Below are 17485 nucleotides of genomic sequence, written 5' to 3' on the forward strand. Positions count from 1 at the left end.
CCCTTACTCGTTTAACCAAGTTTTTATTATCTCTGTGACTTGGTCTGGTTTTTCTTCTGCATACATTTTAACAGCTTCCTCTAATGTCAATTCTGGGTCATCCCCTAATAGAGGATTGTCTTTCTTATCAATAGAATTAGAATTAGTACTATAAACTTCATCTTCATAGTCCATATCTTCTTGTTCACTTCTCTTTTTATATATTAAGTATCCAATAACACCTACTGCAACAACTGCTACTACTCCAACAACCGCTTTTATTATATTGTTTTTGAATCCTTCTTTTTCAATATCTTCCATTTCTTGTTTAGCTTCTGCCTTACCTTTAGGGTCAAATACCATTGAAACAACGCTAAGAGTATCTCCTCTCGCTCCATCCATACCTATAGCATTATTAACAATATCTTCCACATCAGCTTGAACACCTTTAGCTATTTTTCCATCTATAGCAACAGAAGCTGTCAGTCTTTTAAGTTCTCCAGGCGCAACTATAGTGTGAGTTTCAATCTTACCTGTTTCATATTCAAAACTCTCATCCAAACTATCTTCTGTATTAGTACCATTTTTATTTCCTTGGTTATTCATATTAGCATCTACACCTTGGACATTATTTGTCGAAGATTTAGATGAATTTTTTGACCTTGTTTCCTTTATAGCAACTTTATCAGGGTCAATTTTTATTTCAGTTTTTTCAGCTGTATCAAAACTCAAATCAGCATTTACTGTAGCTTTTACTTTTCCTGTACCAAATATTGGTTCTAACATATCTAAAATAGATTTTTCTAATTGTTTATTCAGCGCCTGCTCAGATGCCTTATTTTTTTCAATACTAATAGCACCATTTATCGGTTGATTGTTTTCATCAACTTCTTCATCATCTAAGATGCCTTCAGATAATAAGTTCATTTTGTTATCAATAACTTGAACATTTTTCTCTGGTATATTTGTAACACTTCCTGATACAAGTGCCATAACAGATTTTATTTGATTTTTCTCTAAAGTAGTTCCTGGCTTTAGCATCAAATAAACTGCTGCACTTCCTGGAACAGCTTCCTTCTCAAATACAGAAGACTCACCAAATGTTATATGTACTCTAGTATCTTCCACCTGAGGAAAACTCTTGATTGTTTTTTCTATTTCTCCTTGTATCATTCGTTGCTTCTTAATTTGAAACTCTTCATCAGTAAGACCTATTGATGAACTATCATCCATAAGTGCAAATCCTTTAGAACCACTTGTCAAACTTGGAGCTAACTCTAATCTCAACTTATCAACTTCTGTTCTAGGAACATAAATTGTACTTCCTTTTACCTTGGTATCTATCTTTCTAGACTCTAATTCTGCTGATATATCTGCAGCATCTTGAACATCTAGTTCTGAAAATAAGACTGCATACTTATTTTTGCTTGCAGATATTGCTGTAAATACTAGTGCTAAACATATAGCAACAATCCCTATACCTAATGCTATCTTAGTTCCCTTTTTTAGAGAACTTATTTTTGTCCTAGATTTAGCAACTTGCTCCTTAATCTTATTTTTAAAACTGGCTATCATTGATTATTACTCCTGTTCAAAAGGCTAAATTTGTACTTTATTCATTTCTTGATATGCATCATGAATCTTATTTCTAACTTCTATTAAATATTGCATAGATAGTTGTGCTTCTTGACCTTTTAACATAACTTCATGCATAGAAACATCTTCGCCTTTTATAAATTTTTCTTTCATATTATCTGCTGTAACTTGCTGAAAATTGACTTTATCTATAGTATCCATTATTACATCTTCGAAATTCTTTTTTTCTTCTTTATTATTAAAATTTAATGGTTTTGTTTCTCCAATTAAATTATCTAACTTTGCACCTTGCATTAAATTGTTAATTTGTGTAATTGGCATAATTTATCCCTACTTTCCTATTTCCAGTGCTTTTGATATCATAGACTTCTGAGCATTTAATGTATCTATATTAGACTCATATGCTCGTGAAGCTGTTATTAAATCTGTCATTTCAACCAATATATTTACATTTGGATATTCTACATATCCATTTGGCTTTGCATCTGGATGAGATGGGTCATATACTTCTTTAAGAGGTGATTTATCATCTTCAACAGATGTGACTTTTACTCCTAGCATACCTAATTTGTTATCATAATTTTCTTCAAAGGAAACAATTTTTCTTCTGTATGCTTCCCCATTTGGACCTCTTGTAGCGTTTATGTTAGCTACATTAGATGATATGATATCCATTTTCAAGCTTTCTGCTGTTAAACCACTAGCAGAGATCTCCATTCCACTGAACACACTCATCTTCTAATTACCTCCCACTTATTATTGATTTGGTCATTGCTATTTTACCATTTGCAAAACCTATCAAAGCATTGTATTGTAACGTTGTCATTGCTTGATTTACTTTTTCTTCTTCTATATCCACATTATTTCCATCCACTCTTAAACCTTTAGAATTATCTGTTTTTTCTTCTATTTTTGGCATGGCATCATTTAATGTTTCTTCAAAGGTTACGTAATGTTTTTTGTAGCCTTCAGTATTTATATTTGCTATATTATTCGCTATTGCCTGACTTCTTAGATTAGTTGCATCTAATCCCATTTTTATAATGTCATATGTATTCATACTCACTCCTCCTCAAAATATATTTATCTACTATATTTAGTGATTAAAGTTGAAGTTGCTATATTACAAAAAATGACTTCTTTACCCATCTAAATTTATTACATTTCTATTATATTCAATATAACGCTTTATTTTTTAGTAATAAAACAAATCTTTTTTTAATTAACCTCAATGAAAATAAAAAAAAATTTTAATATGTATTTAAATATTTCTACGTAAAGTTGCTCTTTTTTGTAAAATAGCAACTTTTCTAGATAGTCTATTTTTATTTTTACTTATACTTGGTAAAATATGTTATAATTTATATTTCCTACTGTAATAAAGTGAACTTTAGCAACAAAATGACTGCCAAAAAGGCAGTCATTTTCGACTAATTCTACATATACAGTATACTTAGGATTCTTTTTGGCAACTGGCTGACATAGTTCGTACATACAAACCTTAGCCCCTATAGCTTTGCGTCACTAGATTTATCTAGTTTTGCCTATTTAGTTTTAATTTAAGTATACAATAAATAACAATTTTTTTAAATATTTTTTTTATGTATACTTAAACATTTTATTTTAAAAACTTAGTTATTATTAATTATACAGATTATAAATACTATATTCTACAATTTTATAATAAATTATCTGAAAATATTTTTATTTTAGAAAAATATAAGACAAATCTCATCTTTATTGTATATATTTCAATTTTATTTATATAATATATCAATATCTAAAAATATTAATTAACGAATCTTAAATAAACTATACATAAAAAATTTATTTATGGTATTATTATAATTCATTTAATATTCATTTATAATTTTAATTACATAGCTAACTTCTTCATCTTTCATACCAACAAATAAAGGTATACTAACAACTTTATTCGAATAATTCTCAGCTATATTAAAACTTCCCTTTTTATATCCCAAATAAGAATATGCTTCAGATAAATGGGGTGGTATAGGATAATGTATTATAGACTCTATACCATTTTTCTTTAAGTATTTCATAAATGTCTCTCGTTTTTCAACTTGTAAAACAAATAAATGCCATACATGTGTACAGTTCTTTTCTATTTTTGGAAGTATAACTTTTGAATTGTTAATTTCATTAAGATATCTATGTACGATTTTTGACTTTTCATTTTCAATTTCATTAAGATATTTAAGTTTTACTCTTAACAAACCTGCCTGAATTTCATCCAATCTTGAATTATATCCAACAAATTTATTATGATATCTCTTTTCTGAACCATAATTTCTAAACACTTTCACTTTATCAGCTATTTCTTTATTACTCGTTACTATAGCACCTGCATCTCCAAATGCACCTAAATTTTTACTTGGATAAAAGCTAAAACATCCTACATCTCCAAATGTCCCTGTCATTTTTCCATCATATTTAGCTCCATGAGATTGAGCACAATCTTCAATTAAATACAAATTATATTTTTCACACAATTCTTGTATCTCTTTCATTTTACTTGCCTGACCATATAAATGTACTACTAATATAGCTTTTGTCTTACTATTTATCTTTTTTTCTATCTTAGATGAGTCTATATTATAATACTCGTTAGGTTCTACAAATACTGGTTTAGCTCCATTTATACTTATTCCCATGACACTAGCAATATATGTATTTGATTGCACTATTACTTCATCGCCTTTACCTATCCCTAATGCTCTAAATGCAATTATCAGTGAATCTAAACCACTAGCTAAACCTACACAATATTTGCTACCTACATATCTAGCAAATTCTTCTTCAAAGTACTTTACTTCATTTCCAAGGATATAATATCCACTTTCCATTACATCCATAACCTTCTTTTCATATTCTTCTTTATGGATCTTAAATTGTTCTAATAAATTATTAAACTTAACTAACATAAAGTTACATCCTTATCTATCTATTATCTATGTGGCTATGCTAAATTCATTTAATTAATAAGATATCTGTATGCATAGTAACTAGATAATATCTATGTATTTTAAAAACTCTTCATAATCTCTGATATAATCATCTTCATTATAGTATTCAGAAGCTATTGAAATTAAAACAGTTTTCTCATCAAAATCAAACATTTCATGCCATACCCCTGGTCCTATATACAGTCCCACATCATTTCTATTTAGAACAATGGTTGTATCTCTCACACCATCAAAACATCTTATCTTAACACTTCCATTTAGGCAAACTAACACTTGCTCTAAAGTTTTATGAGCATGAAAACCTCTCCTTACACGATGTGGTACATCATATATGTAATACACTCTCTTTATATCAAAAGGTATAGCCTTATTTGATTCTAATGCAATTAAACTTCCTACGTACTCACTTCCAATAGATTCAAACTTAATTAAATTGTACTTTTCCATAAATGTCCCTACCCTGTTTATAATAACTTTTTAATAAGATATTACTTCATATTTTAATTTACAATAAATTCTCGTTAATAAAAAATATACTACATCCAATATTTGTCCTTTGGCTCTTTTAAGTCTATCTCCTCACAATTTAGAGTTTCACATAATTCATAGATTTTACTTGCAAATAATATATCATGTATTGATAGGCCTATATTGTAAGACACTATTCTCTCGTCATCAAGTTCTCTTCCTTGTGCTTGTTTACTTAAAACATCATGAAATTCACATGAATACTTGTATTTATCTATATTTTCCAGATGTTTCAAATGATTATAATCGTCTAAATATACTTTATCAAATAAATAATCTACATTTCCAAAGCCCATAACATGTACAGGTAATAGTAAAGCACCTTTTTTAAACCATTCAAATTCTGAAAGGTATTCATCTGTATATGTAACAGTTGAAATTACCACATCTGAATCCATAATGAGTTCTTTATGTGTATCACATATCTTAAAACTAAACTGGTCATTATCCTTATATTTTTGTACAAACGACTGTGCTTGGTCTTTATATCTAAGCAACTTTATATTTATATTCATATTTTTAAGGGTATACAAAAGCATATTCATTATAGAAGAAGCAGTTACTCCTAACCCCATAATAGCAATAGTATTAAAGTCTTTTTTAGCAAAAGTATCAATCGCGAGAGCAGCCACAGCAGCAGTCCTAAAGGCTGTAATATAATTACCATCTAAAATAGCCTTTAGCTTAGCATTCTTCATATCATATAGAAATATATCTGAATTTAAACTTGGATTTCTTCCTGGTAATCTTGTAACCATTTTTATTCCACCAATCATATGATTATGATTTAAAGATGGCATTATATTGTAAAATACATGCCCTTGTTCTACCATACTTATTTTTGGTGGTAATTGACAATCTTTTTTTGTTAAAAATGATTCTTTTATCCACTCATATCCTTGCTTCTGAGATATATTCAATGACATAATTTGTTCATGAGTTATTAACTTCATATCTACCATGCTCCCTTATTTAAAAATTTTCTATCATATTCTCATTATTCTCATCAAGTATTTCTATCATTTCATGAATATATTTCTTCTTTATATTTGCATCAAATATATTATTTGCTATTCCATAAATTCTTCCACAATCCTGTCTCTCATCCTCATATAATCCTATTGTATCTCCGTCTTTTACTAGTAATAGAAATTGAGTTACATAATCTAATTTTTCTATTTTATCTATATTATTTATCGTCTTTATTGTTCCAGGCCTTATGTATATTGGTAATGCGTATGCACACTTTGATAAATGCATATTATATTTTTTTATTTCATTAAAATCTATGTCATTATTCACACTAAAATTTGCAAATAGCCTTCCTATATCTAAATCTGTTATCTGTGAAATTGCTAAATAATCACATCCTCCAGGTAATCTTGGCATAACTTCAGATACCTTTATTCCATCTTCCCCCACTAGCATCTGAACATAAAGAGGTCCATTCTTTATATTAAAAGCCTCTGTTATCTTTTGATATATCGATTTTATTTCTTCTTCATACTGAAAACAATACTTTGATGGATATAGTAATCTGTCTGGCTTTCCAGCTCTCCCTACATGTATATTTACAAGTTCTCTATCTCCGATATAAAATACATGTGACTCTCCATTGTAGACCCAAGCTAGTCCTTGTATTTCCTCACTTTCATAAAATTCTTCAATTATTACTTTTCCATCTTGTGAAATTTCCCTAGAATATTTAAATTTTTCTATTAATTCCTCTATATTTGATACAAAATATACACCTCTTGAACCATAACCATCAACAGGTTTTATTACAAGCGGAAAATTTAACCCTTGTATTTTTTCTAAATCTTTTAAACTTTCAAGAATACAATAATCAGTTGTAGGTATTCCATTGTTTTTAAAATATTTTTTCATAACAGCCTTATTAGTTACAGACTCAAGTTGATTGCAAGAAATCACACATGGTAAATTTAATTCATTTGCAATATAAACATATGGTTTCATTAAAGAATCTGTAAATCCAGTCAAAATTCCATCTATCTTTTTATCTATGGCTATATTTTTTATTTTATCAAAATCAAATACATCAACATCTATTGCTTCATCACAAACTTTTTTTGCAGGAGTATCAATTCTATTATCACAAACAATTGTGTATATTCCTTCTTTTTTAGCTGACATAACAATATTCTCAAAATACTTAATTGAGCCTAAAATCATTAATCTTTTCATATACAAACCTTCTTTATAAGTTAATTACTTTTATGTAAAATTATAATACTAGATATTTACTATATTCTATAAACTCTATAAATCATAATTATCACTTATTTATACTTTTATAGTATGTTCTGTTACAGATTGCACTCGATCCAAAACCTTCTTTAAATGTAGCTAGACCTTCATCTAAATATTTTCCTCTATTTAGAGTGCTAATTCCAAAAGAAAGATACTTAAAATTTCTCTCTAAGGCATTTTTTATTAGATTATAGTATAAAAATATCATTGGATAATATTTATTATACTTTGAGTTTGATGCTAGATATTGAGTATGATAAACTCTTTCTTGAAAGTTAAATACCATACTTCCACAAATCATAATGTCATCAATATATACTGCATAAAATTCCACAATATCTCTTAATCTATTATTTTTAAACTCCAAAAGTTCTTCTATTGAATGTATTACTTTAGCTCCTTTACTATCTAAACAATTAGAAAGTAAATCAAAAAAATATACTATATCTTTATCACCATGTAGTCTTTTAAAGGTAAGATTGTTCTTCAAAGAATATTTAAAATATCTTCTTTTACTATATCTAAAATTGGCTAATATATCTTCTTTATACTTATTCAACTCTAAAAACATATTTAGTTCATCATAAAACATGTAATTATTCTTAAATAGAAAATACTCTAGTAATGAAGTATCTTCCTTACAAAATATTCTTGATGTATTTTTTAAATATACTTTATTAAAATTTTGTTCTTGTAAATACATTTCTAACTCATTTGTAATGGCATTTACATGCCTAATATCATTAAAACCACTTCTTATTATAATGCCCCCAAAGGTGCTTCCTAAATGAGAAAAAAATATTTTTTCACCATTTTCATAAATTTCACATGCAGGCACAACTGCGAGTATTTCTTCACCTTTATATATTACTAATGAGTGGTCAGAGAATTTTCCCTCTTTATGATAATTAAGGAAATTTCTAGTTTGCAGAAATGTACCATTTATAGATTTATTTTCTACAAAATAATCCCAGTTCTTTTCACAACTTTTTTCAAATTTATTAATATGAATATTGTTCATTTTATCACCTATAACATTTTTTTATTTTCTACCATATAACCATATAAAGCTACAAAAAATTGATAATCTTCGATTTCATCATTTTTATGTAAATCATACTTAACTTTATGATAATTAGCCTCACTGTATATTTTGTCTATATAGTTTTTTATTTCAACACAATGTTTATTCATAACAAAATGTTTTATTTCTAATTGTTTTTCTTTTAGATCATTCCTATCAAATTCATTAGCATTGTATCTTTTTATCATATCTACAACCTCTTTGATATTGTTATAATCAAATTTATCTATAAAATCCCACATATTTGTGAAAATTGGTGAAACTTCATTTTTAAATTTAACAGGAATTAAACCATATAAAATTGCATCTAATTTTGAAGTATGGCTTCCTACCATAAAAGATTCTAAATATATGTCTGAAATTCTGTAGAAATCATCTATATTCTTCGCAGTCCCAAAGCATAGAATTCTATTATTTGTAACATTACTTAGAGTTTTCCAATAGATATTATCTGTATCAACTCCTACAACAATAATAATTGTATTATCTGTATTTTCAATTAATGTCTTAGCAATCTTAAAGTAATTAATATCATTTACACTATTGTATTTTCTTTCACTAGCAATAGTTAATATTATTGTCACATCATCATCCAAATTATATTGCTTTCTAATTTTAGATTTTGAAAAAACTTCTTTTTCTATTAATGGAATTGGCAATATTTCAGATTTATCTACACCTCTTTTATTCAAAGTAATTGATTGACTAACTTCGCTAAAATCAATAACAATATCTGCAGTACTTGCTCCTAACCAAAAAGTACTATCATAATGATTAACATGTAAAATGGGTATTTTTCCATCAATTCCAAAAGCAACAACTGGTATTGTATCCCACATATGAACATATAAAACAACTATATCAGCCCAATCATAGGCTATTGTTCTTAAAGCCATAGCTCTTTTTAAATAATCATCTGAGACTGAATCCAAAGATATAATTTCACCACCACTCTCATCTGTTGCTTTTAATAACCAATCTGGCAATGTCTCTGATTGCCATGTAGTTATAATTGAATGAACAGAATCTTTGTCACTTTCAATCCAATTTTTAACTACTCTTGTATGACCTCCTGTTGAATACCCCTCACTTAAAACATGTAATACCTTTCTTCTTTTTAAATCTTTTTTCGTAAATAACTTTATATTTTCTACATCAGGTAAATTATTGGCACATTCTAACAATGCTCTTTCGCATTTTTCACAAGAATACAAACCAGTATGATTAAAAACAGAAAAACGAGCAATTTTAGAAACAATGTCTAAAACAGCATTATAGTTCTTTAATTTTAATTGTTGCTCAATTCCTTCTTTTAAACACTCTGTTACATACTTGTTTTTATTAAGTATAGTACAGGCCTTATCTTTATCAAATTCATAAAAATCTTCTCTTTCTAAATCAAGTTTTATGTACTCTTTTACAAATTTTAGTCTATATTCATCATAGCCATTACTTATATTTGCTATCCCAGAGTCATGCATGCACCAAGGTTTATCTTGTTTTGGTACAATAACCTTGTAGTTATTTTGCTTAAATTCCATACTTTGTGACAAATCATAAAAATGCCATCCATCAAATTTATCTTCTCTCCATAATATATCATACTGAGTAATCATAATTAATCCATCTATAGCCATGACTGTATCAAAATCTCCTTCAAAGCTATTAAATTCATAAATATCCATTCTACCTGTATGACTATCATATACTTTCCCCACTTTATTATTAGAATCCCACCAAACTCCACTTACAGGTATGTCTTTCACTCCAGCTACACCAATCATTCCTACATCAATATTTTTATTAAATATATCTAAAATATCATATATAAAGTTTTTATTAATTATAAATGTATCTTGATGTAAATATACCTTATATTTAGCATCTACTTCTCTCATAGCTTTATTATAAGCAGATGAAATTGAATTAGCTCCTCTCAAAGCAATTGTTTCTATACTAAAATCTTTTGGAATATCTAGACTATTTATATATACAAGACATTCCTCATAAAGTCTTTCATCATTTACACAGGTTATAAAACATAGCTTTTCATTATTCATATTTCTTTCTTCCTTCAATAAAATAAAGTATATCTTGTATATCACTTTCACTCTGTACTTTCTCACTACTATTCTTAATTAAGTCATAAGCAATTTCAAATTCTTTTAAATCACACAATACAGTAGTTATATTGTATATTGTGTCAATGTTATCTCTATCTATATTTAAAGCCATCATAAACATACTTATGCTAAAATCACCCAGACCTCTATTAAATGCCTCAGCACCCAATCTATTTAGTATAGTTGTCTTATTTATTGAAAACATATCAACTAAATATTCAATATCATCAATAAAACATTGTTCAGTTATATTATAATTATCAAATATATAACTTAAATTATCATCCACATCTAACTCATTATCAATTCTCATTAAAGCATATTTTAAATTAACCATACTAACGCTAGAATATCTTCTAGTATCTACACAGTTAGAAGCTTTTACTATATATTGATAACACTCATATTGTTCTCTCATATCTTTATGGCTTTCTTTACACATTGTATCGATGAATCTATTGTCATCCTCTGAAAGCCTCATTCTAGTAGCACTAATACTATCTATTATGTAATTACTATCATTAAACATTCTTATTATCTCATTTAATGTAAAAAATCTTAAGTGAGTCCTATCCAAAATTCCTGAATCAGTATATGTAAAATTACCTTGTACAAGGTTTCTTAAAACGGACACATGCATAATATTTGGTATACTTGATATCAAATGACCATCCTTCTTTAGATATCTCTTTAGGTCATTGACTATCTTCCATGGATTAACTAAATGTTCAAGTACATCTCCCAATATTATATAATCGAAGAAATTTTTATTATAATCTAATTGTACTTTTTCTATGTCTGCTATCAGTACCTCTCCAGTGTTTTTTGCTAATTTACCTGCTGATTCACTTATTTCTATTCCATATATGGATGAATTTTTATATATATTTTTTATTTCTAAAAGAGTAGCTCCTAAACCACAACCTATTTCTAAAACATTGATATTTTTCTCTACATTACAATCTATTTCAGAAATTAAGTCAGTTCGTATCATTCCACTGTATTCTGGATTAAAGCCCCATTTAGTCTCAAATTTTCTTCTATTAATATCCATTATATCTGTGTATTTATTACGATTTTCTTTAAAAGATACACTTCCAAAATGGTGTATAAAAGTATCCTGGCATAATAATAATTTGTATCCTTCTTCTAACATTCTAAAAGATAAATCATCATCTTCAAAATTTCCAGGTGTAAATAGCTCATCTAAAACACCTACATTATCTACTACAGATTTCTTTATTAACATACAGAAACCAACTAATTTAACTCTATATTTCCATGAATTGATGTTAGATTTATTTATTTTTTGTGCAAATATAAACATATCCTCAATTGATTTGTAATCCACATCAATTTGTTGATAATATGAGCATGCATTTGTTATTGGACCCACAGCTCCTATATTATCTTGTGACCATAAAGCTTTATTCAAATTATAAAGCCAATTAGGAGTAACTATTACATCATTATTTAATAATAATATGTTTTCACCCTTAGCTAACTCAATACCTTGGTTGCACCCTTTTGGAAACCCTAAGTTTTTATTATTATATACAGATTTTATATCTGATTGTTCCTTTAGCCAATCCACTGTTTCATCTGAAGAGTTATTATCAATTATTATTATTTCATATTTATTTTTTGGCGTAAATTTTCTAATACTTTCAATGCATAATTTGGTATATTCTATTTGATTATATGTCAATATTATTATACTGGTAAATTTTATATCTTCATTTGCAAACGTATATTGCCAATCTTTTATTATATTTTTAGATTCTTCATTAACGGTTATTGGTATGCTCATTCTCTAAGTCTCCTATTTTTAAATTTATTTTAAACTTTTTAGGTATTCTATATTATATATAGTATCCTCATTTTCTACATCTAATGATAACGCCTTTTTTAACATAAAATCAGCTTTCTCAAGTTTATTTTCAAACATATATAAAATCCCTTTTATATTTAAAATTTTGACATCATCTACAAATGTTTTTGAATAGTCTTCTACCAATAATTTTGCATCATTTATTTTGCCATTTTCAATCATATTTTCTATACTAATAATAAATCTATCTTTTAATTCTTTAAATTCTTGACTTTCTTTTATATTTTCTTCTAATTCATTTATAAGTATTTTTATTATTTTGTTATAAAAAGGATATTCATTTAGTAATTTACTCATATTATTTATATATTCTAATTTTTCATTAGTATCATTTATTTTGTTCTTAGTATCAAGTAGATTCTTAAATTCTATAGTAAATTTATCTAAATCATTACACACAAACTTTATTAATTCAAAATCACTTAGATTACTATATATGTATTTTATATATTTATAAGAGTACATTATATAAATATAAAAAATATCCTTATACTTTTCATCACTTAAACTAATATTTTCTAAAACTACTTTCGATATAACTTTATATACTCTTATCTTTTCTATTTCTGATGTGTTTGGACGACTAATTATGTACTTATATAATTCTAAATTAAAACTTCTTTCCAATGCTAAAAGATATTTTAGATATTTCTCTATCCAAACATATTCCATATCATAAAAAATATCTAGTAAATCAATTTTTTCTTCAAAAGCTATTTTTATAATACATGCATAAATTATTTCTTTCTCTTCATTTAGTATTTCTTTGCATGTATCTACAGATACATGTTTATTTATTCTTATCTGATTTAAAAGTCCATAATTACCTTCAATATCACAAAAGCTTTTATATACAGCCTCTTTTTCATCATCTTTTATATTATTTATAAATTCTTCTATATTTCTATAAAAACTATTTCTTTCAACTTTAGAATTTGGAATTTCCTTATAATAGTTTTTTATATCTTCAAATCTATTCAATTTATATAAGGACATAAATAAGCTAAAATACACATTTTTCTTTTTTTCTATATCTTCAATATTATCATATTCTGAAATCACTAAATCATATTTTTCAAGCTTATAATAGACCTTTATCAATGTAATAATAGCCTCATCTCTAAGCCCTACAGTATCAGTATCTGAAAATAAGCTATTTGCTTGTGTACTTATTTCATAATTATCTAACAGATAAATATATCTCTTGTACGAATCTATACTATTCTCGTATTTACCTAAATCAACTTGTGCTCGTGCAACATAATAATATATATCAATATTATTCATATCTTTCTTGATATACTTTAAACATAATTTTTCACATTTCTTATGTTTTCCTAAGTATAAATATGTTTTTACAAGGCTTGTTATCAAGTAACCAGGTGCCGATTCTAGTTTAGAGTATAATTCATAAGACTTCTCAAGATAATCTAAAGCCTCTTGATATTTTCCTAATATAATAAAATTTTTCCCTAATTGGTAATTTATATATGGAGATCTCTCATCCTCTTTTAACTCTTCAAACAATAATTTTTCATTTCTTTTTACTTTATTTAACCTTATTTCTTCATCTTCAAACAAATATCCATAATGTTCAAAGTCAGCAATATTATTAAATATAGGATTTTTGTACATTGGTTGTTCATGAACTTTCCCATGGTATTTAAAATCAACATTCTTGAAAAGTCTAAGTACTGAACAATATCCATATGATTTTTTATCATATGAATAAAGATTTTTTAATTGTATAGATGCAGAATTAAATTTTTTATCAAGTCCATCTTTAAAAAATCTTACAATAGTTGAAGAATCAATTAGTATTTCATCTGCATCTAATATAAGTAGCCATTCACCCTTGGCATATGATATTGATATGTTTCTCATACTAGAAAAATCATTATTCCAATTATGAACATATACCTTCTCTGTGTATTTTCTAGATATTTTTATAGTGTCATCTGTAGAACCTGTATCGACTATTATAAGTTCACTGTCTATAGAGTTTCTTAATGTGGTTAATGATTTTAAAGTTTTTTCAAGTATCTTCTCTTCATTTTTGACAATCATGACTATACTAAGTAACATATATATTTTCCTTTCAAAGCTATATTTTCTAAAAAAGAAAAGAGTAAAGCAAAGCCCTACTCTTCTTCTCTATCCAATATACAAAATTATTTTATCCTAATAATTGTAAAACTCCTTGTGGCTGTTGATTAGCTTGAGCAAGCATTGATTGTGATGCTTGAACTAATATATTCATTTTAGATAAGTTAACCATTTCTGAAGCTACATCTGTATCTCTTATTCTTGATTCAGCAGCTGTAACATTTTCTAAAGTATTACTCAAGTTAGTTTGAGTTGACTCTAGTCTATTTTGTTGTGCCCCTAATTTTGCTCTTGATGTATTTAATTCTTTAAGAGCTGCATCTAAGCTAGATACCATTTGTTTAGCTGCCTCAGTTCCTGAAGTTCCATCTACATTCATACTTGCTATTGTAGAACTAGTTATTCCAGCTGAACTCATTATACTTGCAGTGTTTACTAGTGCAACTTTTATTTCATTGTTATTATAAGATGTACCTGCAACATTTGTTCCATAGTTAGCTCCAACTTGTAATCTTACCTCTGTAGAACTTCCATCAAGTAGTTTCTTACCATTAAACTCTGTTGAACTTGATATTCTTTCAACTTCATCTTTTAGTTGTGATAACTCATTAGCTATTTTTTCTCTTTCTTCAGCATTATTAGTTTCATTTGAAGATTGTACTGATAAAGTTCTCATTCTTTGTAGTATGTTTCCAGTCTCTTCTAATGCACCCTCTGCTGTTTGTACAACAGATATACCATCTTGAACGTTTCTTCCTGCTTGGTCTAAACCTTTTATTTGAGCTCTCATTTTCTCAGATATTGCAAGTCCAGCAGCATCATCAGCAGCTCTCTTTATTCTAACCCCAGAAGATAACTTCTCCATAGACTTACTTTGCGCATTTACGTTTCTTCCCATTTGATTATTTGCTACCAAAGCACTTACATTTGTATTAACTCTCATTATTTTACCCTCCTTAGTATAGTTGACATCCTTGTCATTTCTACTTTTAACCTTTATATTAATTCTTCAATTATATCATCGGACAAGTTAACCTATAACTTTATACTTTTTTATTAAAAATATTTACTTTTTCTCTATTTAAGCTATAATACATTGTGTTTACTTGTTTAGTAAGCTTGTACTCATGTAACTCTTTTTTTACTTCTGACAATTGTTCTTGTAAAGAATTTCTTATTCTATCATCAATTTCAATTAATTCCATATCATTATAAAACTGTATAAAGTCATTTTTATCCACTTCACTTATACTATTTATAATATTTTGTCTCTCATTTAATCTATTACTTATATTTTTATACTCCTCTTTTTCAATCAAGGTTATAATTTGTAAAGATATATCTTTATATAAGTTTATTTTTTCTTCTAATTTATCCATAACTAATTACCTTGTGCTTGTGAGAAATAGTTCATTTGGGAAGAATATTGATTTAATAAAGACTCCAAAGCTGAATATTTAGCATAAAGTCTTTTCTCTTTATCATTCATTTTTTCAACTAGTCTGTTTATATTTTTTTCTTGCTCTGCAATTTGTTTTGAATACACATTTTCACTGGCAGAAGAAGTCTTTTCTATACCTGATTTTTTAACAAATTTAGAAAATGAACTTCCTGAATAATCATATACGATATCTTTCAGTTTTTCAAACATTCCCTTATCATCATAATTTGAAGAATATCCAGCTAAAGTTTTGTACACCTTGTCACTATCATCTATAAGTGCTTTTGAAAAAGCATCTGCATTAAATGATATTTGACCTTTTTTATTATAATTCTCATGTTCATTGATACCTAATTTACTTAATACAGAAATATTTTTCCCATCTCCAAAAAATGCAGATTGAATCTCTTCAACAAAAGCTCTTAATTCATCATCGTTTCTAAGTATACCTTCTTTAGCCTTTTTTTCCCATTTTTCTATTTCTTCAGTTGTCATATCTTCTTTTTGGTCATCTGTAAGAGGTGGATAATCTTTTGGCTTTTTAGTAGTAACTAGTCCATAAACCTTATCCATCAACTTATTATAGTCATCTACAAATGCCTTCATATTTTTAGTAGCTTCTTCAGTATCAGTAACAGAAACTAGTTTAGCATTTCCTTTTGAATTTACATTGTAATCAATATTATCTATTTTAAATGAGTTCTGTTCTTTACTTATATGTGTTACTCTTCCTTGTTCATCAGTTACATCAGCTTCTAGATTTTTTCCATGTACCACTGCAAATTTACTTCCACTAGTATCAGTTCCAAATGTAATACCATTATCAGTAGCAATTTGCTGAGCTAAATTATCATTTCCAGTTACTTTTAAATCAAGATCTGATGACGAACCAGTCTGTTTTCTCGAAATAATCAATTCACCTGTCATCTCGCTATAAGAAGCCTTTATATCGCTATCTGCACAAAGTGAATTTATCTTACTTACAATAGTACTTGTAGTATCTTGTTCAGATATTGGTACATTTACACCACCTATAGTTAAAGAACTAGCTCCACTAGCATTTGGTGGGAATTGTTGAACAATAGGGTCACTTGAGTTTAACTTAATAGTCACTTTTGCTGGTTCAGCCATTTGAGAAACTGCAAATTGATAATTTATTTTCTCTGCACCAGCTGACCCTTTTGCTACTATAATGCTTTCATCAGAGCTAGTTATTCTTGTAGCAGAGTATGCATTTTTACTTACTATACTGTTAGGAGATTCTATACTTAAATACTTATCATAAAGATCCTTTGATTCCTGTATAATATTTCTATATATTTCTTGTTTCCATTTAACTATTTGTTGATCCTGTTTCGCTTTATCAACTTTTTCCTTATCTCTTGTCATACTAGCTTCTATTATACCTTCCATATCAAAATTTCCTGAAAGGCCTGTAACTCTTATAGGACTTATACTTGACATATATTTATCCCCCCA

The 17485-nt window shown here is 27.3% G+C and carries 16 protein-coding genes and 1 riboswitch; all 16 genes read right to left on the minus strand.

The window, feature by feature from the left end:
* Window positions 1-3: 3 nt before the first annotated feature.
* Window positions 4-1554, minus strand: coding sequence for a flagellar basal-body MS-ring/collar protein FliF (gene fliF, locus IC214_RS17525; RefSeq protein WP_227866859.1), 1551 nt, complete (start codon window positions 1552-1554; stop codon window positions 4-6).
* Between the two features lie 24 nt (window positions 1555-1578).
* Window positions 1579-1896: a flagellar hook-basal body complex protein FliE gene (gene fliE / locus IC214_RS17530; RefSeq protein WP_227434668.1), complete on the minus strand. Its 318-nt coding sequence runs from the start codon at window positions 1894-1896 to the stop codon at window positions 1579-1581.
* Between the two features lie 9 nt (window positions 1897-1905).
* A complete protein-coding gene (flgC, locus tag IC214_RS17535) occupies window positions 1906-2310 on the minus strand; it encodes a flagellar basal body rod protein FlgC (protein WP_227434667.1) in 405 nt (134 codons plus the stop codon).
* A 7-nt stretch (window positions 2311-2317) separates the two neighbouring features.
* Complete coding sequence (gene flgB, locus IC214_RS17540) at window positions 2318-2635, minus strand: flagellar basal body rod protein FlgB (protein WP_227434666.1); 318 nt, start codon at window positions 2633-2635, stop codon at window positions 2318-2320.
* A gap of 275 nt (window positions 2636-2910) precedes the next feature.
* Window positions 2911-3069, minus strand: coding sequence for a hypothetical protein (locus tag IC214_RS17545; protein WP_227434665.1), 159 nt, complete (start codon window positions 3067-3069; stop codon window positions 2911-2913).
* Window positions 3040-3130, minus strand: a riboswitch (cyclic di-GMP riboswitch). It overlaps the preceding gene by 30 nt.
* 298 nt (window positions 3131-3428) lie before the next feature.
* The gene (locus tag IC214_RS17550) at window positions 3429-4520 is read right to left on the minus strand and encodes a DegT/DnrJ/EryC1/StrS family aminotransferase (RefSeq protein ID WP_227434664.1); all 1092 of its coding nucleotides are present in this window, start codon (window positions 4518-4520) and stop codon (window positions 3429-3431) included.
* 81 nt (window positions 4521-4601) lie between these two features.
* Window positions 4602-5009, minus strand: coding sequence for a sugar 3,4-ketoisomerase (locus IC214_RS17555; RefSeq protein ID WP_227866860.1), 408 nt, complete (start codon window positions 5007-5009; stop codon window positions 4602-4604).
* A gap of 89 nt (window positions 5010-5098) precedes the next feature.
* A complete protein-coding gene (locus IC214_RS17560) occupies window positions 5099-6043 on the minus strand; it encodes an ornithine cyclodeaminase (RefSeq protein ID WP_227866861.1) in 945 nt (314 codons plus the stop codon).
* Window positions 6044-6062: 19 nt separating this feature from the next.
* Window positions 6063-7295 carry an ATP-grasp domain-containing protein gene (locus IC214_RS17565; protein WP_227434661.1) on the minus strand — a complete coding sequence of 411 codons (1233 nt, stop codon included), beginning with the start codon at window positions 7293-7295 and terminating at the stop codon, window positions 6063-6065.
* Window positions 7296-7386: 91 nt separating this feature from the next.
* A complete protein-coding gene (locus IC214_RS17570; protein ID WP_227434660.1) occupies window positions 7387-8382 on the minus strand; it encodes a peptidoglycan bridge formation glycyltransferase FemA/FemB family protein in 996 nt (331 codons plus the stop codon).
* An 8-nt stretch (window positions 8383-8390) separates the two neighbouring features.
* The gene (locus IC214_RS17575; protein ID WP_227434659.1) at window positions 8391-10505 is read right to left on the minus strand and encodes a glycosyltransferase family protein; all 2115 of its coding nucleotides are present in this window, start codon (window positions 10503-10505) and stop codon (window positions 8391-8393) included.
* Window positions 10498-12378 (minus strand): bifunctional glycosyltransferase family 2 protein/class I SAM-dependent methyltransferase, encoded by a 1881-nt coding sequence (locus tag IC214_RS17580; protein ID WP_227434658.1) that lies wholly within the window; start codon window positions 12376-12378, stop codon window positions 10498-10500. Before IC214_RS17580 ends, IC214_RS17575 begins: the two co-directional genes overlap by 8 nt.
* A gap of 24 nt (window positions 12379-12402) precedes the next feature.
* Window positions 12403-14544, minus strand: coding sequence for a glycosyltransferase (locus tag IC214_RS17585; protein ID WP_227434657.1), 2142 nt, complete (start codon window positions 14542-14544; stop codon window positions 12403-12405).
* A gap of 91 nt (window positions 14545-14635) precedes the next feature.
* Window positions 14636-15508: a flagellin gene (locus IC214_RS17590; RefSeq protein ID WP_227434656.1), complete on the minus strand. Its 873-nt coding sequence runs from the start codon at window positions 15506-15508 to the stop codon at window positions 14636-14638.
* Between the two features lie 100 nt (window positions 15509-15608).
* A complete protein-coding gene (locus tag IC214_RS17595; RefSeq protein ID WP_227434655.1) occupies window positions 15609-15944 on the minus strand; it encodes a flagellar protein FliT in 336 nt (111 codons plus the stop codon).
* 2 nt (window positions 15945-15946) lie between these two features.
* Window positions 15947-17470, minus strand: coding sequence for a flagellar filament capping protein FliD (fliD, locus tag IC214_RS17600; RefSeq protein WP_227434654.1), 1524 nt, complete (start codon window positions 17468-17470; stop codon window positions 15947-15949).
* Between the last annotated feature and the right edge of the window lie 15 nt (window positions 17471-17485).

Source organism: Clostridioides sp. ES-S-0190-01 (assembly GCF_020658275.1).
In the GTDB taxonomy this organism is placed as follows: Bacteria; Bacillota; Clostridia; order Peptostreptococcales; family Peptostreptococcaceae; genus Clostridioides.